Here is a 22,321-nt window from a genome sequence, read left to right on the forward strand (position 1 = left end):
AAATGATTGGGTAAAAGTAACAATAACCTCGTTTTTTTAGGTAGTTATGAATAAGAATCGAATTCGCAATTTTTCTATCATCGCTCATATCGACCACGGCAAGTCGACCCTGGCGGACCGGCTCCTGGAAGAGACGGGAACCCTGAGCGAACGGGAGAAGACCGACCAGTTCCTCGACAAGATGGACATTGAAAAGGAACGAGGCATCACTATCAAGGCCCAGGCGGTACGCCTGAACTACCGGGCCGACGACGGTCAGGACTATATCCTCAATCTCATCGACACCCCCGGTCATGTCGATTTCTCCTACGAGGTCAGCCGGTCTCTGACCGCCTGCGAGGGCGCCCTTCTCGTGGTCGATGCGTCCCAGGGTGTCGAGGCCCAGACCCTGGCCAACGTCTACCTGGCCATCGACCAGAACCTGGAGGTCTTCCCGGTCCTCAACAAAATCGACCTTCCCAGCGCCGAACCGGAACGGGTCAAGGAGGAGATCGAGGAGATCATCGGTCTCGACACCTCCGAAGCCGTCGTGGCCAGCGCCAAGGAAGGGATCGGCATCCACGACATCCTCGAGGAGATCGTGCACAAGATTCCCGCTCCTGAAGGGGATGCCGATGCGCCCCTGAAGGCCTTGATCTTCGATTCCTGGTACGACTCCTACCAGGGGGTCATCGTGCTGGTAAGGATCGTCGACGGCACCCTGAAAAAGGGCGACAAGATCCAGCTCATGGCCACGAAAAAGAGCTACGAGGTCATCAAGGTCGGAGCATTTTCGCCTCACCCGGTGGAGATGGGCTCCCTGTCGGCCGGCGAGGTCGGCTTTGTCATCGCAGGCATCAAGGTCGTCCACGACGCCAAGGTCGGAGACACTCTCACCCTCCTGCACAAGCCGACCGAAAACGCACTGCCCGGGTTCAAGGTCGTCAAGCCCATGGTTTTCTCCGGTCTCTACCCCATCGATACGGGGGATTACGAACTGCTTCGAGACGCCCTGGAGAAGCTGCGCCTGAACGATTCCTCCTTCTCCTTCGAACCGGAGAACTCCCTCGCTCTCGGGTTCGGCTTCCGCTGCGGCTTTCTCGGGCTGCTGCACATGGAGATTATCCAGGAGCGCCTGGAGCGGGAATTCGGCGTCGAACTGATCACCACCGCCCCGACCGTTGTCTACCACGTCACCACGGTGCGCGGGGAAAAGCTCCGGGTCGAAAGCGCCAACAAGCTTCCCGATACGCAGTATATCGAGCGCGTCGAAGAGCCCTTTATCCTCGCCTCGGTCCACGTCCCCAACGAATTCGTCGGAGCCGTGCTCGCCCTTTGCGAGGAGAAGCGCGGCGTTCAGCGGGAGATCAAATACCTGACCGCCAACCGGGTGATGGTCATCTACGAATTGCCCCTCAACGAGATCGTGCTCGATTTCTACGACCGCCTCAAGTCGATCACCCGGGGGTACGCCTCCTTCGACTACGAGCACCTCGACTACCGGCTCAGCGAACTTGTGCGCCTCAATGTCCTCATCAACGGCGAGGTCGTCGATGCTCTCTCGCTTATCGTTCATCGCGACAAGGCTCCTTTCCGCGGAAGGGAACTCGTCTCCAAGATGAAGGAATTCATCCCCCGTCAGCAGTTCGAAGTGGCTATTCAGGCCGCCATCGGAAACAAGGTCATCGCCCGGGAGACGGTCAAGGCCCTGCGCAAGGATGTCACCGCCAAGTGCTACGGGGGGGACATCACCCGCAAGCGCAAACTCCTAGAGAAGCAGAAGGAGGGGAAGAAGCGCATGAAACAGGTCGGCAGCGTTGAACTGCCCCAGGAGGCCTTCCTGGCCATCCTTAAAGTGAAAGAAAAGAAATGATGAGTGAAGACACTGGACTTGCGAAAGAAAACGGGCCAACTGCAGCGAGGGCCCGCAAGAAGCCGTGGTACCGGGAATACGCCGAGGCGCTCATTGTCGCCGCGATCCTTGCCCTGCTGATTCGCACCTTCGTAGTCCAGGCCTTCAAGATCCCCTCCGGGTCCATGGAGGACACTCTCCTGGTCGGGGACCATCTCCTGGTCAACAAGTTCATCTACGGCACCCAGCTGCCCTTTACCGATCTGCGCTTACTTCCTATTCGCCACCCGGAGCGTGGCGATGTTATCGTGTTCGAGTTCCCCGAAGACCGCGACAAGCCCTTTTACAAGCGGCGGGACTTCATCAAGCGGGTGGTCGGGGTTCCCGGGGACGTTGTCGAAGTCCGCGACAAGGTGGTCTTCATCAACGGGAAGTCCCATATCATCCCCCAGGAGGTCCACAAGGAGGCCGACCTGATCGCGACCGAGTTCGGCCCCCGAGATTTCATGGCCCCGGTCAAAGTTCCGGCGGAGAGCTATTTCGTCATGGGCGACAACCGCGACCGTTCCTACGACAGCCGTTTTTGGAAATTCGTCAAGGAGTCCGAGATCAAGGGCCTGGCTTTTATCAAGTACTGGTCCTGGGACCGTGAAAAGTTCCGGCCCCGCTGGGCCAGGCTCGGCCGTCCCATCGACTGAAAAGTTCCGGTTGACTTGGCCGCCATCGCCCTGATATAGTCCGAAAAATTTAGTTGAACGTCCCTTTTAAGTTAATCCAGAGAGGTTAGCAAAGGTGGCAAAATGCAAGAAACGGCACCCAGCCGTCATTAGATATCAGAGTACCTTTCCGCCTGGCGCGGAAAGGTACTTTTTTGTGTTCAGGCCAGAGTAAGGGAGGGTTGGACCATGGCAAAGGAAGGAACTGTCATCCTGGATCAGGCCGGCATCCGCAGGGCCCTGACCCGCGTCGCACACGAGATCCTCGAACGGAACAAAGGAACCGGGGACCTGGTCCTGGTCGGCATCCGGAAAGGGGGCGATCATCTGGCCCGCATGCTTTTCGACCGGATCGCCGAGATCGAGGGGGTCGAACTGCCCCTCGGGGCGGTCGACATCACCATGTACCGAGACGACCTCGGGTCTCGGGGCAGCCTGCCGGTCGGCAAGACCGACATCCCCTTTCCCCTCGACGACAAGCGCATCGTCCTGGTCGACGACGTTCTTTACACGGGGCGAACAATCCGCTCCGCTATGGACGCCCTGATCGACCTGGGCCGGCCTCGCAGCATTCAACTCGCGGTCCTGGTCGACCGGGGGCACCGCGAACTACCCATCAGGCCCGACTATACGGGTCGCAACGTCCCCACCTCCCACGAGGAAAAGATCGAGGTGGAGTTCGACGAACAGGACAGGGCGACAGAGGTTCGCCTCCTGAAACCTCAGGCTTGACCCGGTCTTTTCAGCGATTACCCAGCGAGGGAGGTCCCCATGGCATTTCAGCATAAGCATATCCTCGGTACCGAGAACCTGTCACGGGAGGATATCGAACACATTCTCGACACCGCCGACAGCTTCAAGGAGATCAACCGTCGGGACATCAAAAAAGTCCCCACCTTGCGTGGCAAGACGGTCATCAACCTTTTCTACGAAGCCAGCACCCGCACCCGCACCTCCTTCGAGATCGCCGGCAAGCGGATGAGCGCCGACACCATCAACATCAGCGCCTCGGCCTCCTCGGTCGTCAAGGGCGAGACCCTGGAGGACACGGCCAGGAACATCGAGGCGATGCACCCCGACATCATCGTCATGCGCCACAGCGCCTCCGGCGCCCCCCACTACCTGGCCGAGCGCCTTTCCGGCTGCTCCATCATCAACGCCGGTGACGGGGCCCACGAACATCCGAGCCAGGCGCTGCTCGACCTCATGACCATCCGCGAGCACAAAGGCAGGATCGAGGGGCTCACCGTGGCCATTATCGGAGACATCGCCCACAGCCGGGTGGCCCGCTCCGACCTCTACGCTTTGAAGACCATGGGCGCCACGGTTCGGCTCGCCGGCCCGGGCACCATGATCCCGCCGGGGATCGAGCGCCTCGGCGCCGAGGTCTACACCGACATAAACGAGGCGATCAAGGGCGCCGACGTTGTCATGATGCTGCGCATCCAGATGGAGCGGCAGGGCAACTCTCTGATCCCGACCCTGCGAGAATATTCCCAATTCTTCGCCCTCAACCCCGAGAACCTCAAGCTCGCCAAAGACGATGCCATCGTTATGCATCCCGGCCCGATGAACCGCGGAGTTGAGATCTCCTCCTATGTCGCCGACGGGAAGCAAAACGTCATTCTCGACCAGGTGGAAAACGGGGTCGCGGTCCGCATGGCCCTCCTTTACCTCCTCGCAGGCGGGGAACAGCCCGAGGGGTAGGCGAGGCAGGATACCGGCACACAACACTCGTAATATTCAGATATGAAGGGGTGCTCCATGAACATTCTGATCAAAGGCGGCAGGGTTCTGGATCCGGCTCACGGCATTGACGAGGCCCTCGACCTGCTCATCGAAGAGGGCAAAATATCCCGGATCGAAAAGGACATCAGCGCCGAAGGCGCAAAGGTGGTCGACGTCTCGGGCAAGCTCGTGGTCCCCGGCCTCATCGATATTCACGTTCACCTGCGCGACCCGGGCCACGAGTATAAAGAGGACATCGCCACCGGGACCCGCTCGGCCGCGGCCGGAGGCTTCACCTCGGTTGCCTGCATGCCGAACACCAACCCTTTCAACGACAACAAGGCGATAACCACTTACATTCTCAACGAGGCCAGCGAGAAGGGATTCGCCAACGTTTTCCCCGTCGCCAGCATTACCAAGTGCCTCAAGGGCGAAAGCCTCTCCGAAATGGGAGACCTCAAGGGGGCTGGCTGCATCGGCTTTTCCGACGACGGCCGTCCGGTGGCCAACGGGGACGTGATGCGCCGGGCCATGGAGTACGCCAAGGGATTCGACATGCCGATCATCGCCCACTCCGAGGAGCTCTCCATCGTCGGCAGCGGGGTCATGAACGAAGGGTTCGTCGCGACGGAACTCGGCCTCAAGGGGATTCCCTGGGTCGCCGAGGCCGCCGCCATCGCCCGGGAGGTGATGCTTGCCGAGTTCACCGGGGCTCGCCTTCACCTCTGCCACGTCTCCACCCGTCAATCCCTCGACATCATCCGCGCCGCCAAGAAACGGGGGGCGAGGGTGACCTGCGAGGTGACCCCCCACCACTTCACCCTCACCGAGGACGCCGTGCGGGGCTACGGGACCAACACCAAGATGAATCCCCCCCTGCGCACCGCCGACGACGTTGAGGCAATGCGGCAGGGCCTGGCCGACGGCACCGTCGATGCCATCGCCACCGACCACGCTCCCCACCACATCGACGAGAAGAACGTCGAGTTCAATATCGCCCTGTGCGGCATCGTCGGCCTCGAGTCGTCCCTCCCCCTGACCCTGGGCCTGGTCGAGGAGGGGGTGCTGACCCTCGGGCAGGCCATCGAGCGCCTGACCATCGGCCCCGCCCGGGCTCTCGGCATTCCCCGGGGAACCCTGAAGGTCGGTGTCCCTGCGGACGTGACGGTCATCGACCCGGAGCTCAAGTGGACCCTGGAGGCCGACAAGTTTCACTCCAAGTCCCGCAACACCCCCTTCGAGGGATGGAAGATGAAGGGCGCCGCCACCCACACCATTGTCGGCGGGCGGCTCGTCCACCAAAGATCGTAACGCAAAAACCTTCGGGTTCCGGAGGGGCGGGCGGTGTCCGCCCCTCGCTTTGCCCGCAACAGAAATGAATCAGGAGTCGGATACACATGAAAGCAATACTGGCCCTGGCCGATGGCCGGGTCTTCCACGGCAAGGGGTTCGGAACGCCCGGAGAGGTGACCGGAGAGGTGGTCTTCAATACCAGCATGACCGGCTACCAGGAGATCCTCACCGATCCGTCCTACCGGGGGGAGATCGTCACCATGACCTACCCCCTGATCGGCAACTACGGAATCAATCCCGAGGACGTGGAGTCGGCCCGGCCCCACCTGGCGGGATTCGTCGTCAAGGAAGCCAGCGAGTGCCCCAGCAACTGGCGCTCCAGCATGAGCCTCGACGCCTACCTAAAGGAGAACGGCATCGTCGGCATCCAGGGGATCGACACCCGGGCCCTGGTGCGCCATATCCGCGACAAGGGGGCGCAGACCGGGATCATCTCCTCCGTTGACCTCGACCCCCAAAGCCTCGTCGCCAAGGCCCAGGCCGCGCCTCCCATCGAAGGCCGGGATCTGGTCCGCGCGGTGACCTGCGCGGAGCCGTACCACTGGAGCCAGGGCCCCTGGGACCTTTCCGACGGCTACCGCGAGGCCGCCGAGCCCGGCAAGTTCAAGGTAGTGGCCTACGATTTCGGCATCAAGCGCAACATCCTGCGCAACCTGGTCGCCTCGGGCTGCGACGTCACCGTTGTCCCCGCCGCAACCCCTGCCGAGGCGGTCCTGGAGATGAAACCCGACGGCGTCTTCCTGAGCAACGGCCCCGGCGACCCGGAGCCGATCACCTACGCCCAGGAGAACATTCGCCGGCTCCTCGGAAAGGTCCCTCTCTTCGGCATCTGCCTCGGCCACCAGCTCCTTTCGCTGGCCCTCGGAGGCAAGACCTACAAGCTCAAGTTCGGCCACCGCGGCGGCAACCAGCCCGTGCGTCGCGGCGACGGTCACGACGTGGAGATCACCGCCCAGAATCACGGATTCGCCGTCGAGGCCGGGAGCATCGAGGAAAAAGCACTGCTGACCCATATCAACCTCAACGACGACACCGTCGAAGGGATATGTCACCGCGAGCTGCCCGCCTTCTCCGTCCAGTACCACCCCGAAGCCTCCCCCGGACCCCACGACGCCCGCTACCTCTTCGGCCGCTTTATCGAGATGATGGAAAAGGCTAAAGCCGTGACGCGTGACGCGTGACGCGTAACGAGTAACAGACGGAAGACTTTTTTATATCCACACCGATCACGCGTCACCGATCACGCGTCACTAGGTTTTACCATGCCAAAAAGAACAGACATCGAGAAAATACTTATCATCGGCGCCGGGCCGATCGTTATCGGCCAGGCCTGCGAATTCGACTACTCCGGGACCCAGGCCTGCAAGGCCCTGAAGGAGGAGGGGTACACCGTTGTCCTCCTCAACTCCAATCCGGCGACCATCATGACCGACCCCGATTTCGCCCACCGCACCTACGTGGAGCCGGTCACCCCGGAGGTCCTGGCGCGGATCATCGAGAAGGAGCGTCCCGACGCCCTCCTTCCGACCCTCGGCGGCCAGACCGCACTGAACACCGCGGTCGCCGTGGCCAAGGACGGCACCCTGGAGAAGTACGGGGTGGAACTCATCGGCGCCAAGCTGCCAGCCATAGAAATGGCCGAGGACCGCACCCTGTTCAAGGCGGCCATGGAGAGGATCGGCGTTGCCGTCCCCCGCAGCGGCCTCGCCCACAACCACGCCGAGGCGATGGAGATCATCGAGCACGTCGGCTTCCCGGCGATCATCCGCCCCTCCTACACCCTCGGCGGCACCGGCGGCGGCATCGCCTACAACCGCGAGGAGTACGAGACGATGGTCCTGGCGGGGATCGACGCTTCCCCGACCGACGAGGTGCTCGTCGAGCAGTCGGTCATCGGCTGGAAGGAGTTCGAGCTGGAGGTCATGCGCGACCTCGCGGACAACGTGGTCATCATCTGCTCCATCGAGAACTTCGACGCCATGGGAGTCCACACCGGCGACTCCATCACCGTCGCCCCGGCCCAGACCCTGACAGACAAGGAATACCAGATCCTGCGCGACGCCTCGATCAAGATCATCCGGGAGATCGGCGTCGAGACCGGCGGCTCCAATATCCAGTTCGGGGTCAACCCCGAAAACGGCGAACTGGTGGTCATCGAGATGAACCCCCGGGTGTCGCGCTCCTCGGCCCTGGCCTCCAAGGCGACCGGTTTCCCCATCGCCAAGATCGCCGCCAAGCTCTCCGTCGGCTACACCCTGGACGAGATCCCCAACGACATCACCCGGGAGACCTATGCCTCCTTCGAGCCGACTATCGACTACGTCGTGACCAAGTTTCCCCGCTTCACCTTCGAGAAATTCCCCCAGGCCGACGCCGTCCTCACGACCCAGATGAAGTCGGTGGGGGAGGCGATGAGCATCGGCCGAACCTTCAAGGAAAGCCTTCAGAAGTCTCTGCGCTCCCTGGAGATCGACTCCTACGGCTTCGAGAGCCGGCTCTTCGCTGATCCCGAGGACTGCCGCAGGGCCCTCTCCGACGCGGAGCTCGACACCCTGCGCTCCAAGTTGCAGATTCCCGGCTGGGAGCGGATCTGGTACGTGGGAGACGCTATCCGGGCCGGATTCTCCATCGATGAGATCTACCGCCTTACGGGCATCGACCCCTGGTTTCTGCGCAACATCGGACAGATCATCGCCAGGGAAGGGGAGATCGTCCAGAGCCGGGCCCTGGTGGCCAAAGGGGGGGCGGGGCTCCGGGACCTGCTGCGGGAGGCCAAGCAGATGGGCTTTTCGGACAAGCGCCTGGCGTTTCTCCTGGGAATCACCGAGGACGACGTGCGCGGCTATCGCCACAGCCTCGGCGTGCGCCCCGTCTACAAGCGGGTCGATACCTGCGGCGCCGAGTTAGAGGCCCATACCCCCTACCTCTATTCCACCTACGAAGAGGAGTGCGAGGCCGACCCGACGGACAAGAAGAAAATCATCATCCTCGGCGGCGGGCCGAACCGCATCGGCCAAGGGATCGAGTTCGACTACTGCTGCGTCCACGGGGTCTTCGCCCTGGCCGAGGACGGGTACGAGACGATCATGGTCAACTGCAACCCGGAGACCGTCTCCACCGACTACGACACCTCGGACCGGCTCTATTTCGAGCCCCTGACCCTCGAGGACGTGCTCGAGATCGTCGCCGTCGAGCAGCCCTACGGGGTCATCGTCCAGTTCGGCGGCCAGACCCCCCTGAAGCTCGCCGTCGCCCTCGAGAAGGCCGGCGTCCCGATCATCGGCACGAGCCCCGACGCCATCGACCGGGCCGAGGACCGGGAGCGCTTCCAGGCCCTGCTCCACAAACTCGACCTCAAGCAGCCCGACAACGGCATCGCCCGCTCCGTGGAAGAGTCGGAGCAGATCGCCGAGCGCATCGGCTACCCGGTCGTGGTCCGGCCTTCCTACGTCCTCGGCGGCCGGGCCATGGAGATCGTCTACGAACTGGAGCAGCTGCGCAATTACATGAAATACGCCGTCAAGGCCTCCCCCGAGCACCCCATCCTCATCGACAAGTTCCTTGTCCACGCCATCGAAGTCGACGTGGACGCCCTGTGCGACGGCACGGACGTGGTCGTCGGCGGCATCATGCAGCACATCGAGGAGGCCGGTATCCATTCGGGCGACTCGGCCTGCGCCCTGCCTCCCTTCTCCCTGGAGCCCGAGCTGATCGAGGAGATCAAGCGGCAGACCGTGGAACTGGCCCTCGAGCTTCAGGTGGTCGGCCTGATGAACATCCAGTACGCCGTTCAGGACGGGATCATCTATCTGCTCGAGGTCAACCCCCGCGCGAGCCGCACCGTCCCCTTCGTCTCCAAGGCCACCGGACGCCCCCTGGCCAAGATCGCCGCCCGGGTCATGGCGGGGCGGAGCCTGGCCGACCTCGGCGTTTCCGGCTACATCCACCCGCCCCACGTCGCGGTCAAAGAGTCGGTCTTTCCCTTCGTCAAATTCCCCGGCGTCGACACCCTGCTCGGCCCGGAGATGAAATCGACGGGAGAGGTCATGGGAATCGACGCCGCCTTCGGCCCGGCCTTCGCCAAGGCCCAGCTCGGCGCCGGAGTGAAGCTCCCCCTGTCCGGAAAAGTCTTCATCAGCGTCAAGGACGCCGACAAGAGGCTGACCCTCGAGTCGGCCCGCCAACTCGCCGAGGCCGGCTTCCAGATCGTCGCCACCGGCGGAACCGCCACCTTCCTTAAGGACAAGGGGATCCCGACTACCCGCGTCAACAAGGTCAAGCAGGGGCGGCCCCACTGCGTCGACGCGATCAAGAGCCACGAGATCGACCTGGTCTTCAACACGACCTTCGGCGCCCAGTCCGTGGCCGACTCCTATTCCATCCGCCGCAGCGCCCTTATGAACGGGGTCGCCTACTTCACCACGGTGGAGGGAATGACGGCCGCCGTCGACGCCATCCTCGCCATGCGCCGAGAAAGTCTTGACGTGAAACCGCTCCAAGAGTATTATCCCCAATAGAACACGGGAGGCGCCAAACGCTGTCTCCATGACATTGACGCCACGAGCGGGCGGGGAAACACGCCCGCTATTTTTAAATTGCAGAGGAAAAAATTTCCATGTCACAGTCCATTCCCATGACCCGTGAAGGCAACGCCCGCCTTCAGGAAGAGCTAAAAAACCTCATTCGCGTCGAGCGGCCCAAGGTCGTCCAAGACATCGCCGAGGCGAGAGACCACGGCGACCTTTCGGAAAACGCCGAATACGAAGCCGCCAAGAACAAGCAGGCCTTTATCGAGGGACGCATCAAGGAGCTCAACGACAAGATCGCCCGGGCCCTCGTCATCAATCCCGCCGAGCTCGACACGGACAAGGTGGTTTTCGGAGCCAAAGTGACCCTGTTCGACACCGATTCGGGGGTCGAGGTGACCTACCAGATCGTCGGCGAGGACGAGGCGGACATCAAGGACGCCAAGATTTCTATCACCTCCCCCGTCGGCAAGGCCCTCATCGGCCACCGCATAGACGACGAGGTGAACATCCGGGTCCCCTCGGGACTCAAGGTTTACGAGATCATCGACATCAAGTACGAATAGACACCGCCGCGCTTTTCCGGCAAGGAGGCCCCATGAGCGAGAAAATCAACAAAGACATGACGTTCCACCAGGTGCTGCAGATGAGCCCCGAAGTGGCCCGGGTGCTCGGCAAGTACAACCTCGGCTGCGTCGGCTGCATGGGGGCCATGAGAGAGACCCTCGAACAGGGCGCCACAGCCCACGGCCTCGACGTCAACGACATCGTCCGCGACCTCAACGCCATTTTCGCCGAATAATTTCCGAGGCGGGAGGCCGCGCTTCCCGCCTCGGCCTCCCTTCAGAAAACCCGCCTTCCCGGCACCGGAAAAAAGGCAGGGGAGATGCCCCTCACCCCCACCGACGATCGCCTCCGTCAGCTTCTCGCCACCCCGCTGGACCAAGTCCGCGGGGTCGGTCCCCGCATCGCCGAAAAACTCGCCAAGATGGGCCTCGCCTCCGCCGAAGACGCCCTCTACACCCTGCCGCACCGCTACGAGGACCGCCGCGAACTGCGCAAGATCGCCCAGCTGCGCGACGGCCTGCGCGAGGTCTTCTGCGGCGAGATCCTGGCCTCCGCCGAGACGGTCACCGCCCGGTCACGCCGGCGCATTTTCGAAGTCGTGGCCGGCGACGGCAGCGGACAGGTCTCTCTCAAGTGGTTCCACTACCGCAAGGAGTGGATGAAGAAGAAGTTCCCCGTCGGGCGCCGGGCGGTCTTCAGCGGAGAGGTCAAGCGCTTCGGCCCGACCCGGGAAGTCCACCACCCCGATGCCGAGTTCCTCGCCGAGGGGCAGAGGGTCGAACAGGTGCTGGCCGCCGACCCCCTGAACTTCGGCCGCATCCTTCCCGTCTACCCCCTCACCGAGGGTCTCCATCAGAAGGCCGCGCGCAAGATTTTCATGGAGGTGGTCGAGCGCTTCGCGCCCCATGCGGCCTCGGCCATACCCGAGCCCATCGCCCGCCGCCGCGGCCTCCTTCCCTTGCAAGAGGCGCTGAGACAAGCGCACTGGCCCGGCAACGACGCCTCCCTGGTCGCCCTGGAGGCGGGCCGCGACCAGGCCCGGCGCACCCTCGTCTACGACGAATTCTTCTTCCTCGAGCTCGGCCTCGCCCTCAAACGCCGGGGCGTCGTCCTCGAAGAGGGCATACCCTTCGGCGTCTCCCACCGCTACACCAAGCCCCTGGCCGCACTGCTCCCATACCGCCTGACAGGCGCCCAGCGGCGGGTGCCCGGCGAGATCAAGAGGGACATGATGGCCCCCCATCCCATGAACCGCCTCGTTCAGGGAGACGTCGGCAGCGGCAAGACGGTCGTCGCCCTGATGGCCGCCCTGATCGCCATCGAGAACGACGCCCAGGTCGCCGTCGTGGCCCCTACCGAGATCCTCGCCGAACAGCACTACCTGCAGTTCCACGCCTGGATGGAGGACCTCGGGCTGAAGGTCGTCCTGCTCTCCGGGTCGATGGCCGGAAAGGAGAAGGCCGCCGCCCTGGAAATTCTCCGGAGCGGAGAGGGGCACATGGTCGTCGGAACCCACGCCGTTCTCCAGGAGGGGGTCCGGTTCAAGCGGCTCGGCCTCGGCATCATCGACGAGCAGCACCGCTTCGGGGTGCGCCAGCGCGGGGTGCTGCGGCGCAAGGGGGAGCACCCCGACGTCCTCGTCATGACCGCGACCCCCATCCCCCGGACCCTCTCCCTGACCCTCTACGGGGACCTCGCCCTGTCGGTCATCGACGAGATGCCCCCCGGCCGGACCCCGGTGACGACCCGTGTCCTCCCCGAGAGCGAGCGGCGAAAGGCCTACGCCGTCATCGAGCGGGAACTGGCCGTCGGACGACAGGCCTACATCGTCTACCCCCTCGTGGAAGAGTCGGAGAAGAGCGACCTGCGCTCCGCCAGCGAAGGAGCCGAACAGCTGCGGGAGGAGATCTTTCCCGGCCGCCGGGTCGGGCTGCTCCACGGCCGGATGAAGCCGGAGGAGAAGGAGGCGACCATGGCCGCCTTCAAGGCCGGGGAGATCGAGGTCCTCGTCTCCACGACCGTCATCGAGGTGGGGATCGACGTCCCCAACGCCACGGTGATGATGGTCGAGCACGCCGAGCGCTTCGGGCTGGCCCAGCTCCACCAGTTGAGGGGACGGGTAGGGCGGGGCGCCGACAAAAGCACCTGCCTCCTCGTGCGCTCGCCGCGCTGCAGCGACGAGGGGTTCCGCCGCCTGCAGGTCATGGCCGAGAGCAACGACGGCTTCCGCATCGCCGAGGCCGATCTGGAGATCCGGGGACCGGGGGAATTCCTCGGAACCCGCCAGGCCGGCCTGCCCGACTTCCGGGTCGCCAACCTGCTGCGCGACGGACGCATCCTCGAAGAGGCCCGGGAGGACGCCTTCGCCCTAGCCAACGAGGTCGACTTTCTCACCGCGGACGACTACGCCCCGGTGAGGGAGACGCTCCTTCACCGCTGGGGGAACCGCCTCGAACTCGCCAGCATCGGGTGAGGGGAGGGGAGAGTACTTCCGGAGTAAGACTTTGTGCTCTTTCTTGGGAATCGCCTTCAAGTGACCGTTTTGTCGTTAAAAAATATCTCCGCAGGCCAAATGTTTCACGGACTTGAAGTTCTTTGAGAGGTTTGAATGATAAGCTGCCGACAAACAAAGGATATCCGCCCGTGACCGTCCGAAAAGAGCGCATTCAAGCCGATTTCAACGCCATCGCCCGTTGCGGAGCCCTGGAAGGCGGCGGGGTGACCCGTCTGGCTTTTACGGACGCGGATCAGGAGGCCCGTCGCTGCCTGGCAGGAGCCATGGAGGACGCCGGCCTGGAGGTCCAGGTCGATGCCCTCGGCAATATGCGTGGCCGCAGGGCGGGCAGCGAAGACCTGTCCCCGGTCATGGTCGGCTCCCACCTCGACACCGTCCCCGAGGGCGGGCATTACGACGGGGTGATCGGCGTCCTCGCCGCCCTGGAGGTCGTGCGCGCCCTCAACGACGCCGGAATCGTCACCCGGCGCCCGGTCGAGGTGGTCAATTTCTCCGCCGAAGAGTCGAGCCGTTTCGGCGTCGCGACCCTCGGCAGCAAGGCGATGACAGGGAAACTCGCGGGCGAGGCACTCCAAAATCTGAAGGATGCCGACGGCATCAGCCTGCGCTCAGCGCTGGAAAAGGCCGGGTTCGAACCGGAACGGCTCGAGTCCGCACGCCTTGCACCGGGGCAGGCGCACGCCTTTGTCGAAATGCACATCGAGCAGGGACCTGTGCTGGAGAGCGAGGGGGCTCCCGTCGGGCTCGTCACCGCCATCGCCGCGCCGACCCGCTTCCGGGTCACGATCGCCGGTCGCGCCGACCACTCGGGCACGACCCCCATGGGGATGCGCCGTGACGCCCTTGCGGGAGCGGCCGAAATCGTCCTCGGGGTCGAGCGGATCGCCGCAGGGAAAGCAGAGGGGCGCACCGTCGGGACCGTCGGCGCACTGCGGGTCGAGCCGGGGGTCATGAACGTCGTCCCGGCCCGGGTGGAACTGGGGATCGACCTGCGGGACATCGACGGGCCGCGCAAGCGGCGCACGGCGGAGCAGGTGCAGGCGATGATGAGAGAGGTCGCGGACCGCCGGGGACTGGAGGTCGATTGGGAGGTCCTGTGCGACGACGCACCGGTGCCGCTGTCTGAAAGAATCGTCTCCGTGCTGGAGGAGGCGGCCGCCGCAGCCGGGGTTCAGGCCCGGAAGATGCCGAGCGGCGCAGGCCATGACGCCATGAACCTGGCCGCCATCACCGAGGCGGGGATGATCTTCGTGCCGAGCGTCGGGGGGATCAGCCACAACGTCGCCGAGAAGTCCCGGATGGACGACATCGCCGCCGGGACCGAGGTTCTCCTTCGGGCCGTCACGGTTCTCGCAGGGGAGTAGCAGGCGAGAAACTCAACCGACAACGTCCTTTCAAAACCCAAAGGCGTCCCATGCCCGTTCACTGTCTTCACGCACGGCCGCAAAGATCGCAAAGGAAGGCATACCGTCATCGGAACGCTTACAAGGGTGATGATCTGGTTTTCTCCCTTAAAACCAAACATGGATCTGCGCAATACCAAAGTTTACATAATATTTCTTATGCGACGTCGCGTGGGGCATGGCCTGAACGGGGGGTGAACAGGTTGGGTTTTCCCTTTGCGTTCTTTGCGGACTTGAGAGAGCACAGCGAACGGGCGTGAGGCAAATTTTCTTCTATGGTTTTCGAGGTGTACCGCGCAACCTGCCTAATCAGACCCTACCCAAGACCAAGGCTCGACCGAGAAAACCGCTCACAGGGCAAATTTGGAAGCCGCATTTTTATGCACTTTTCGACCCTATGGACCGGGAAGGAATCTTCGGCATCAGGACTGTGTCGGTTCCCGGATCGGCTTGCGGAGCTTGACCGCTGCCGAACGTTTCCGGCGAACCTTCAGGTTGAGCATCTCGACGCCGGTCGAAAAGGCCATGGCGAAATAGATGTACCCCTTGGGGATATGAAACGCGAGACCCTCGGCGACGAGGGTCACTCCGACGAGGATAAGGAAACTCAGGGCGAGCATCTTGATGGTCGGATGGGCGTCGACGAAATCCCCGATCGGCCTGGCGGCGACCATCATGACCAGAACGGCGATGACAATGGCCAGGACCATGACCGGCAGATGCTGAGCCATCCCGACGGCGGTAATGACCGAGTCGAGCGAGAAAATCAGGTCGAGCACCGTGATCTGCGCCAGGACTCCCCAGAATCCCGCAATGACCTCTGTCCCTTCGGAGGCCTCTTCGCCCTCAAGGCTGTTGTGGATTTCGAATGTGCTTTTAATGAAAAGAAAGAGGCCGCCGCCGATCAGGATCAGATCGCGGCCTGAAATCTCCTGGGTCAGCACGGCGAACAGGGGGCGGTTCAGGGTCATCACCCAGGCCAGGGAAAGAAGGAGCGCGATGCGGCTGACCATCGCCAGGGCCAGGCCGAAGACCCTCCCCTTCTGCCGCTCCTTCTCGGGCAGGCGCCCGACGAGGATCGAGATGAAGATGATGTTGTCGATGCCGAGGACGATTTCGAGGGTGGTGAGGGTGGCCAGGGCGATCCACGCCTGGGGGTCGTAGAGCCAGTCCATGGGGTCTCCTTGTTCGATTTGAAATCTCTGGGCGTTGCGCGTCCCAGGGAACAAATCTAACAGGAAAACCGGGGAGGAAAAGAGAATGGCGTCTCAGGAAAACCCTTCGAAGCATGAAGGCGCCTCGCGCCCGTTCGCTGCGCCCGCTCAAGGCCGCAAAGGTCGCAACGGAAACCAGAATCTGATAGGTGAGCAACTTAAAGGGCGGGTGGGATTGGGGAGGCTGGGGATTCGGGGCCCTAGAGCCGGCTGGCTTCGTTCTTGTGGTAGATGTCGAAGAAGATCACGCTGTTATCGGCGACTTCGTCGCAATTGCTGCAGCGGCTCTCGATCTTTTTCGCCTGCTTGCGGCACTCCTTGCACCAGTGGTAGATGAGTCGGTAGTCGCGGCGTCCGACGTATTTTTTCAGCCTGCCGTGGTAGAGGCCGTGCATCCAGCCGTCGGCGTCGTCGGGATTGCTGAGGAGCCTCTTGATGACTTGGCCGATGCGGTGGTGGCCCGGCGGATCGTGTTTCTTGATCTTCTCAAGCTTGGCGGCGAACTGGGCCGTTGGGAAATAGGCGAAGGCTTCACTGGGCAAGGGCTCTTCTCCTTCTCTTCGGTGGTTGCGCTTGTCCCGATTGTACCCGACCCTGCCTCGCCAAATCCACCTCTTTTTGTCGCAACGGCATGGGCCTCGCCTGGGAAGTGGTTAATTCACCGCAGTTTTTTGAGCCATCTCGAGGTTGCCGCGGCGAGCCGAAGAGAGAGCCCTGGCGCCGTTTTCAATTGAGCCCGCAGCACTTTTTGTACTTCTTGCCGCTGCCGCAGGGGCACGGGTCGTTGCGTCCGATCTTCTCGTCACGGACCACCGGTTTTGGGCCGCCGCCCTCGGCCAGCCCCGCCTGACGCTCCTGTTCTAGTTCCTCCCCGTAAGCCTGCAGGGTCTCGACCGCCACGGGCAGCTGCTTGATAAGGGAAGCCAGTATTTCCCCCTCGCTCTGCTCGGCCATGTCGTCGAAAATCTCGGGAATCTGGTCCGGCTGGGCGACCCCCAGGACGATCATGAGACTGACCATGATGTCGTCGGCCTCGTCGTCGTCATCCTGATCAGCCGCGTCGAGAACCTCGTCAGGCACCCAGATATAGGAGCGCAGCGTCAGGGCCTTGTCCAGGCCGAAGGCCCAGTCGCGCAGGCGGTCGAGCATCTCCGGGGTCGGGTGATCCAGGTCGAAGGGGAACTTCAGCTCCCCCTCCAGGCGCAGCCCGTTGAGCCGGTTGTAGACGGCTCCCAGGTGGCCGAAGGTCTTGTTGGCCTGCTTTGTACTGGGGAACGACGCCAGGGCTTCGCCGAAGATGTCGGCGAACCACTCCTCCGGGTCGGTCACGTCCGGGGTGATGACGACACCGAACAGGTACCCTTCCAGCTGGTCAATGTTGAAGGCCTCGGCGGGATTGACGGCGTGGGCCAAAAGCTTCTCAAGATTGTCTCTCTCTACTGTGGTCAGCATGCTCTCGTCCTCGGGTCGGGGTTCCCCGAGAATATACCCGGAGCTGGACGAGAAATACCACCCCTAATCGGACCGTTTTCGTCTCACACGATCCCACCTTCCCCTTCGCGCCCTTAGCGAAGTTGAGCGAGCGAAGCGAACGGGCGTGAGGCCGGTTGTCCTTTTCACGGTGCGTATGGGTTGACCTTCCCCCGGGCCACGACGTTCAAGACCCTCTTAACCTATTGAAAGTGGGAGAAAACAACCCGACATCGGGTGCCACGGGGACGGATGTCTGCTGTTGGGCCCGTTTCGAATCGCTATAGTGACGCCAAGGAGTCGGACAGGATCAACCCCTGAAACAGGAAAGGAGGACGGCATGATGAATCGAATGATGATCACCCTGATGGCGGGCGCCCTGGTCCTGGGGGCCACGTCGGTCTTTGCCGGTGGAGGCGACCCTTACCGCAGCTCGGTGTCCTTCCGCATCGGCGACGTGGCCATAACGATCACCGACAGCGATCGCGGCCGCCGTCATGGCCATGAGTATGAGCATGGCCACGATCGAAGAATAAACCACCGCCCTGCCCGTCACCTCTGCGATTGCGGTCACGACAACCACCACTGGAAACATGCGAGGAAACACGCGCGGTGGGAGGCCGGAAAGGCGAAGGACAGGGCAAAACATCGGGCAAAGCACAGGGCCAGGACGCACCGGAGATGGGACAGGGGCTGTGACGATCGCTCGATGCATGCGGCCTACGATAGGCCGGGCTGGGGCTGGAGGTATTGATCTGCGGCCCGAAGGTTCTCTCGTAGAGGGCCAACTTCCTTTGCGCCCTTTGCGACCATGAGGGAGCATAGCGAGCTGGCGTGAGACATGCCTTGCGATGTGTCGACGGAAGGGAGGCGTTTCAGGGATAGAGGCGGAAGACCTGCTCGGCCACGCAGGCGGGTTTTTCGCTCCCCTCCAGTTCCACGGTCATGAGGCAGACGACCTCGACCCCCTCCCCTGCCTGCCGCGCCTCTGCGATCGACATGCGGGCCCGGACCTTCGAGCCGGCAGGGACCGGGGCGGGGAAGCGCACCTTGTTCAGGCCGTAATTGACCCGCATGCGCATCCCGGGGAAGTGGCGGGCCATGAACTCGGGGGTGTTGCTGCCGGTCAGGCCGGGAATCAGCGAGAGGGTCAGAAAGCCGTGGGCGACGGTCCCGCCGTAGGGGGATTCACGCCTCGCCCGCTCCGGGTCGGTGTGGATCCACTGGCGGTCGCCGGTCAGCTCGGCGAAGGCGTCGATCCGTTCCTGGGTGATGGTTTCCCAGTTGCCGATGAGGAGGTCTTCGCCGAGGCGGCTTTGGAGGGTTTTCAGGAGTTGGGTTGTCAATTCCGAGCCTATTCTTCGACCTCTTCGCTCTGGATCATTGAATCTTTCACGTCCATCTGAAACGCGTCTTTGGGTTTTTTCATTCGATAACCCGGCTTGACGAGGATTTCCAAATAAAAAGATTCGAGTTGTTGTTCTTCGGCCTGGGAAATACATTTATTGATGGCGGACAAATGAATAACTTCACTACTTGCTTCATCGGCGCCGAACCGGCAGTCAAAATCCCAATAATCGACATTTGGGGGCAGGGTCTTTTTACGTTCTCTTCTTATGTATTTTTTAACTTCGTGTTTTATGGCTTCAACAAGCCGAGGGCCTTTGATCCTTGGGTGAGACATTTGAAACGTTTTTTTCATGATTATTCCAAATCGTGTGGTTAGCATTATAGGAAACAAACTTCGATTAGTGACATGGTATCATCAAAGTCCGGTTTTCCAAATCGTTTGTTACACAGATGAATTCGGCGCAGACGAAAACTTGCCTTCGGCTTCGGACATTCGTCCGCGTCTTTCCGAATTCATCCACTCCGCTCCGACTGCGTCACAGGGGATGCAACGTCCACCAAAGCTCCGGACTAAACCTGTCTTTTCCCATTTTCCTGGTCCTGGACCGTAATCTCCTCCGGGCAGTCCTCGGGAGTGAACCAGTCGTTGTCGATGAACCCGGCGTCGGTGAACTTTTCCAGCGACCGTTTCATGTACTTCCCCTCGGCCGAGGCGGCCAGGGTTCCGTCGGGCAGGAAGAGTTCGCCGCTCCCCTCGAAGAGCCGCCCGTTGTCGTTGGTGATGCGCCCGACCACCTTCAGCTCCACCTCGTACGGCACCGGCCTCTTGTATTTCACGTTCAACTCGACCGTCACGCCGAAGGTCTTGTTGTCGTAGTGGCACATGATCGCGCGGCCGATGGTCTCGTCGAGGATCGCCGCGGTAATGCCGCCGTGGGTGATCTTCGGGTAGCTCTGGTGAAAATGGCGCGGGGTGAAGACGGCGATCACCTCGTCGTTCTCGGTTTCGTGGAAGCGGGTCTTGAGGCCGAAACCGTTTTCGACGCCGCAGACCATGCAGTCGCGGGAGATGTTCTGGGTGCCTTTGATTTTGTGGGTCATTCGGAGCTTTCCGTTAAGGGATAGTCGGGGAAAAGGTCATGACCTTAAAAGGGGCCAGGCCACGAGACATCCTCATGGGTCCTCTTCTTTCTTCTGGCGGGATATGGGAATAATCTTGCCGTCTTCAAACGTTATGCTGCACGGCAGCTTGAACTTGAGCTTCGCATTCGTGAAGCCGACAACTTCCATCCCCTGGACCACCTTGCAGTCGGTCGACTCGACCGCCTCGCGTACGGTTTCGGTCGCCGAATCGCATCCGAGGACAATCACCGCTTCATACTGTTCGGCCTGTTTCCGAAGCTTTTTGCGCCGGCCTGAAGTCCACATGCAGACGAAGAAATGGTGAGGGAGATTGCTGTTGAAAACTCTGGTGTGGATCCCCTCTTCTTCCAACCGGGACTGCAGTGCCTCGATGTGCCGGGCAAAGGGCGCGGACTTGAAGAAACTCTTGAAGAGTTGGATGAAGGGTTTCCCCTCTCTCAGGGCGACCGTCACCGCAGGGCACATGTTGCAGGGGACGATCAGCGCAGAACTCACCCCTGCAAGCTCGGGAACAACGTCCAGATCCTTAAGGTTGATTGGCATTTTCAGCCTCCCCTCTCTTCAACCGGTTCCCTGGCCCGATAAATAGTCAGGCAGAGGTTCCCTGTTTGAAGGCCCGACCCCGATAACCGGTGGGATTTGTTTTCCGAATTTTCTAGCGCTCCCTCAAGTAAGTGCTTTTCACTAGAATATCGTCGAAAACTTCAGTCTTGGCGTGCCGGAACTTCAGGGGTTCGGTCAGGCTGCCGAACAGAGGGTGGCCGCCGCCAAGCAGGATGGGAACACGCGTGACGACGATCTCGTCGATGATATCCTCGGCGAGAAATCTGCGAATCGTATCGCCGCCGTCGATGTACAGGTTTTCGTAGCCCTGGCCGTTCAGTTCGGACACCATCTCCGACGGTGTCCCCTCGATGAACCGGACCTTTCCCTCGAGGTGCGCGGGGATTTCCTTCAAGCTGCTGCTTGCGACGAAGACCGGCTTTTCGTAGGGCCACTGCCCGAACGAGAGGACCGTCTCAAAGGTGTTTCTGCCCATGACGATCGCGTCGATGCGGCCCATGAGCTCGCTCCAGCCGTAGTCGCTTCCCGACGGGTTCGGAATCTCATGCAGCCAATCGACGCTGCCGTCGGAGGTGGCGATATAGCCGTCGAGGCTCGTGGCGATATAAACGATATTCTTCACGGAAATTCCTTAACCAGATTCCATCGGGGTCCTAGCGATCCTCTCCCTCGTCGGGGATCAATCCGAGCTTGCGCGCCCTCTTCTCCCAGTTCTCCCGGGCCAGCCGCTGCATGTCCTCGACCGTGTCGAGCTCGTCGACGATCTCGATCCCGAGGAGGGTCTCCATCAAATCCTCGATGGTGACGATCCCCTCGAAGCCGCCGTACTCGTCGACGACCATGGCGATGTGCTCGTTCTGGCCGACGAGGGAGTCGAAGAGGGCCATGATGGGGGCGTACTCGTAGACGACGGGGATTTTCCGGGCGAGCTCCTTCAGCGCCCGCTCGTGGTGCCCCTCGATGATCTGGCGCTGCACCTCGTCCCTGCGCACAAAGCCGGTGATCTGGTCGATGCTCTCCCGGTAGACAGGGATGCGGGTGAAGGGGGAGGCGATCCCCCTCTTCCGATAGTCGGCGACGGTCATCTCCTCGGGCAGGGCGGTCACCACGGTGCGCGGGGTCATGATGCTGTTGACGTAGATGCGGTTGAAGCGCATCAGGTTCTTGATGATGCGCGACTCGTCCTCATGGATGACCCCCTCGCGGGCGCCGATGGTGGAGATGGCGCTGAGGTCGGCCCGGCTGTAGACGCTCTCTTCCTCGGACTTGCGCAGCAGGCGGGTGAGGAGCTGGCTGATCTGGACGAAGGGGTAAAGGATGAGGATCATCCACCGGGTGATGCGGGCCGAAAGGGGCGCCAACGGCTTCCAGTAGGTGGCGCCGAGGGTCTTCGGGATGATCTCGGAGAAGATGAGGATGGCCAGGGTCAGCAGGGCCGAGACGACCGAGAGGTACTCGTTGCCCCACAGTCGCTGGGCCTGGGCCCCGACCCCGGCGGCGCCGATGGTGTGGGCGAAGGTGTTGAGGGTGAGGATCGCCGCCAGGGGGCGGTCGATATTCTCCTTGAGGCGGTTGAGCAGGTGGGCGGTCTTAGGCGCCTCCTTCTCCTTGCCCGCGATGTAGGCCGGGGAGATGCTCAGCAGCACCGCCTCGAGGATCGAGCAGAGGAAGGAGAAGAAGATGGCGATGAAGAGGTAGAGGATGAGTGTCGGCATGGTGGTTTCCCTGGATGGCCTTGGTGGAGGTTATACACTTCTCTTACCACGCTTGGTGCCACCCGGCAACGGGAAATACCTGAGGAGGCGCGCTAGCCCCTGGGGACTGGCCTCTTTGCTCTGTTTGGTAAGTTGCCGACCCCTCTTAGATCTTGTCTGAAAAATGGAGTTAAGTATGGTGATCCGTAACTTCCTGATAGCAGGTCTATTCCACTTTTGAAGGCCT

Annotated in this window: 21 protein-coding genes; 11 read left to right on the forward strand and 10 right to left on the reverse strand. The window is 62.0% G+C overall.

Annotated elements, in window-relative coordinates:
• Positions 1–46 precede the first annotated feature (46 nt).
• From lepA to C0617_RS16095, 11 genes are all read left to right on the forward strand, one after another.
• Entirely contained in the window at positions 47–1,852 is a 1,806-nt protein-coding gene (lepA, locus tag C0617_RS16045) for a translation elongation factor 4 (protein WP_291318044.1), read from the forward strand.
• Entirely contained in the window at positions 1,852–2,529 is a 678-nt protein-coding gene (lepB, locus tag C0617_RS16050; RefSeq protein ID WP_291318045.1) for a signal peptidase I, read from the forward strand. The genes lepA and lepB overlap by 1 nt, the downstream gene beginning before the upstream one ends.
• 207 nt (positions 2,530–2,736) lie before the next feature.
• The gene (pyrR, locus tag C0617_RS16055; protein WP_291318046.1) at positions 2,737–3,279 is read left to right on the forward strand and encodes a bifunctional pyr operon transcriptional regulator/uracil phosphoribosyltransferase PyrR; all 543 of its coding nucleotides are present in this window, start codon (positions 2,737–2,739) and stop codon (positions 3,277–3,279) included.
• Positions 3,280–3,318: 39 nt separating this feature from the next.
• Positions 3,319–4,254 carry an aspartate carbamoyltransferase catalytic subunit gene (locus tag C0617_RS16060; protein WP_291318047.1) on the forward strand — a complete coding sequence of 312 codons (936 nt, stop codon included), beginning with the start codon at positions 3,319–3,321 and terminating at the stop codon, positions 4,252–4,254.
• Between the two features lie 57 nt (positions 4,255–4,311).
• Positions 4,312–5,586, forward strand: a complete 1,275-nt coding sequence (locus C0617_RS16065) for a dihydroorotase (protein WP_291318048.1) — start codon at positions 4,312–4,314, stop codon at positions 5,584–5,586.
• Between the two features lie 86 nt (positions 5,587–5,672).
• Complete coding sequence (gene carA / locus C0617_RS16070) at positions 5,673–6,809, forward strand: glutamine-hydrolyzing carbamoyl-phosphate synthase small subunit (RefSeq protein ID WP_291318049.1); 1,137 nt, start codon at positions 5,673–5,675, stop codon at positions 6,807–6,809.
• A gap of 81 nt (positions 6,810–6,890) precedes the next feature.
• Positions 6,891–10,145: a carbamoyl-phosphate synthase large subunit gene (gene carB / locus C0617_RS16075; RefSeq protein ID WP_291318050.1), complete on the forward strand. Its 3,255-nt coding sequence runs from the start codon at positions 6,891–6,893 to the stop codon at positions 10,143–10,145.
• Between the two features lie 98 nt (positions 10,146–10,243).
• Complete coding sequence (greA, locus tag C0617_RS16080; RefSeq protein WP_291318051.1) at positions 10,244–10,720, forward strand: transcription elongation factor GreA; 477 nt, start codon at positions 10,244–10,246, stop codon at positions 10,718–10,720.
• Between the two features lie 32 nt (positions 10,721–10,752).
• Entirely contained in the window at positions 10,753–10,956 is a 204-nt protein-coding gene (locus tag C0617_RS16085) for a DUF1858 domain-containing protein (protein ID WP_291318052.1), read from the forward strand.
• 84 nt (positions 10,957–11,040) lie between these two features.
• A complete protein-coding gene (gene recG, locus C0617_RS16090) occupies positions 11,041–13,194 on the forward strand; it encodes an ATP-dependent DNA helicase RecG (protein ID WP_291318053.1) in 2,154 nt (717 codons plus the stop codon).
• A 170-nt stretch (positions 13,195–13,364) separates the two neighbouring features.
• Complete coding sequence (locus tag C0617_RS16095; RefSeq protein ID WP_291318054.1) at positions 13,365–14,600, forward strand: M20 family metallo-hydrolase; 1,236 nt, start codon at positions 13,365–13,367, stop codon at positions 14,598–14,600.
• 461 nt (positions 14,601–15,061) lie between these two features.
• On the opposite strand, the gene C0617_RS16100 is transcribed toward C0617_RS16095, so the two are convergent.
• The 10 genes from C0617_RS16100 to C0617_RS16145 form a co-directional block, all read right to left on the reverse strand.
• Positions 15,062–15,814 (reverse strand): TerC family protein, encoded by a 753-nt coding sequence (locus tag C0617_RS16100; protein WP_291318055.1) that lies wholly within the window; start codon positions 15,812–15,814, stop codon positions 15,062–15,064.
• A 239-nt stretch (positions 15,815–16,053) separates the two neighbouring features.
• The gene (locus tag C0617_RS16105) at positions 16,054–16,395 is read right to left on the reverse strand and encodes a toxin (RefSeq protein WP_291318056.1); all 342 of its coding nucleotides are present in this window, start codon (positions 16,393–16,395) and stop codon (positions 16,054–16,056) included.
• A gap of 184 nt (positions 16,396–16,579) precedes the next feature.
• The gene (locus tag C0617_RS16110) at positions 16,580–17,305 is read right to left on the reverse strand and encodes a UPF0149 family protein (RefSeq protein WP_291318057.1); all 726 of its coding nucleotides are present in this window, start codon (positions 17,303–17,305) and stop codon (positions 16,580–16,582) included.
• A gap of 328 nt (positions 17,306–17,633) precedes the next feature.
• The gene (locus C0617_RS16115; protein WP_291318058.1) at positions 17,634–17,897 is read right to left on the reverse strand and encodes a hypothetical protein; all 264 of its coding nucleotides are present in this window, start codon (positions 17,895–17,897) and stop codon (positions 17,634–17,636) included.
• A 301-nt stretch (positions 17,898–18,198) separates the two neighbouring features.
• Positions 18,199–18,669 (reverse strand): MaoC family dehydratase, encoded by a 471-nt coding sequence (locus tag C0617_RS16120; protein WP_291318059.1) that lies wholly within the window; start codon positions 18,667–18,669, stop codon positions 18,199–18,201.
• A gap of 8 nt (positions 18,670–18,677) precedes the next feature.
• The gene (locus tag C0617_RS16125) at positions 18,678–19,025 is read right to left on the reverse strand and encodes a DUF6172 family protein (RefSeq protein WP_291318060.1); all 348 of its coding nucleotides are present in this window, start codon (positions 19,023–19,025) and stop codon (positions 18,678–18,680) included.
• 218 nt (positions 19,026–19,243) lie between these two features.
• Positions 19,244–19,774: a PaaI family thioesterase gene (locus tag C0617_RS16130; RefSeq protein ID WP_291318061.1), complete on the reverse strand. Its 531-nt coding sequence runs from the start codon at positions 19,772–19,774 to the stop codon at positions 19,244–19,246.
• A gap of 72 nt (positions 19,775–19,846) precedes the next feature.
• On the reverse strand, positions 19,847–20,359 hold the full coding sequence (locus C0617_RS16135) for a hypothetical protein (RefSeq protein ID WP_291318062.1): 513 nt from the start codon (positions 20,357–20,359) through the stop codon (positions 19,847–19,849).
• Positions 20,360–20,471: 112 nt separating this feature from the next.
• Positions 20,472–21,002, reverse strand: coding sequence for a dihydrofolate reductase family protein (locus C0617_RS16140; RefSeq protein ID WP_291318063.1), 531 nt, complete (start codon positions 21,000–21,002; stop codon positions 20,472–20,474).
• 31 nt (positions 21,003–21,033) lie between these two features.
• Positions 21,034–22,095: a hemolysin family protein gene (locus C0617_RS16145; protein WP_291318064.1), complete on the reverse strand. Its 1,062-nt coding sequence runs from the start codon at positions 22,093–22,095 to the stop codon at positions 21,034–21,036.
• Positions 22,096–22,321: the final 226 nt, after the last annotated feature.

The organism is Desulfuromonas sp. (assembly GCF_002868845.1).
Classification (GTDB): domain Bacteria; phylum Desulfobacterota; class Desulfuromonadia; order Desulfuromonadales; family BM501; genus BM501.

What these genes read in the sequence shown, in the direction of transcription:
- lepA (WP_291318044.1), top strand. Translation starts at nt 47, where the DNA reads ATGAATAAGAATCGAATTCGCAATTTTTCTATCATCGCTCATATCGAC.
- lepB (WP_291318045.1), top strand. Translation starts at nt 1,852, where the DNA reads ATGAGTGAAGACACTGGACTTGCGAAAGAAAACGGGCCAACTGCAGCG.
- pyrR (WP_291318046.1), top strand. Translation starts at nt 2,737, where the DNA reads ATGGCAAAGGAAGGAACTGTCATCCTGGATCAGGCCGGCATCCGCAGG.
- C0617_RS16060 (WP_291318047.1), top strand. Translation starts at nt 3,319, where the DNA reads ATGGCATTTCAGCATAAGCATATCCTCGGTACCGAGAACCTGTCACGG.
- C0617_RS16065 (WP_291318048.1), top strand. Translation starts at nt 4,312, where the DNA reads ATGAACATTCTGATCAAAGGCGGCAGGGTTCTGGATCCGGCTCACGGC.
- carA (WP_291318049.1), top strand. Translation starts at nt 5,673, where the DNA reads ATGAAAGCAATACTGGCCCTGGCCGATGGCCGGGTCTTCCACGGCAAG.
- carB (WP_291318050.1), top strand. Translation starts at nt 6,891, where the DNA reads ATGCCAAAAAGAACAGACATCGAGAAAATACTTATCATCGGCGCCGGG.
- greA (WP_291318051.1), top strand. Translation starts at nt 10,244, where the DNA reads ATGTCACAGTCCATTCCCATGACCCGTGAAGGCAACGCCCGCCTTCAG.
- C0617_RS16085 (WP_291318052.1), top strand. Translation starts at nt 10,753, where the DNA reads ATGAGCGAGAAAATCAACAAAGACATGACGTTCCACCAGGTGCTGCAG.
- recG (WP_291318053.1), top strand. Translation starts at nt 11,041, where the DNA reads ATGCCCCTCACCCCCACCGACGATCGCCTCCGTCAGCTTCTCGCCACC.
- C0617_RS16100 (WP_291318055.1), bottom strand. Translation starts at nt 15,814, where the DNA reads ATGGACTGGCTCTACGACCCCCAGGCGTGGATCGCCCTGGCCACCCTC.
- C0617_RS16110 (WP_291318057.1), bottom strand. Translation starts at nt 17,305, where the DNA reads ATGCTGACCACAGTAGAGAGAGACAATCTTGAGAAGCTTTTGGCCCAC.
- C0617_RS16125 (WP_291318060.1), bottom strand. Translation starts at nt 19,025, where the DNA reads ATGAAAAAAACGTTTCAAATGTCTCACCCAAGGATCAAAGGCCCTCGG.
- C0617_RS16130 (WP_291318061.1), bottom strand. Translation starts at nt 19,774, where the DNA reads ATGACCCACAAAATCAAAGGCACCCAGAACATCTCCCGCGACTGCATG.
- C0617_RS16135 (WP_291318062.1), bottom strand. Translation starts at nt 20,359, where the DNA reads ATGCCAATCAACCTTAAGGATCTGGACGTTGTTCCCGAGCTTGCAGGG.
- C0617_RS16145 (WP_291318064.1), bottom strand. Translation starts at nt 22,095, where the DNA reads ATGCCGACACTCATCCTCTACCTCTTCATCGCCATCTTCTTCTCCTTC.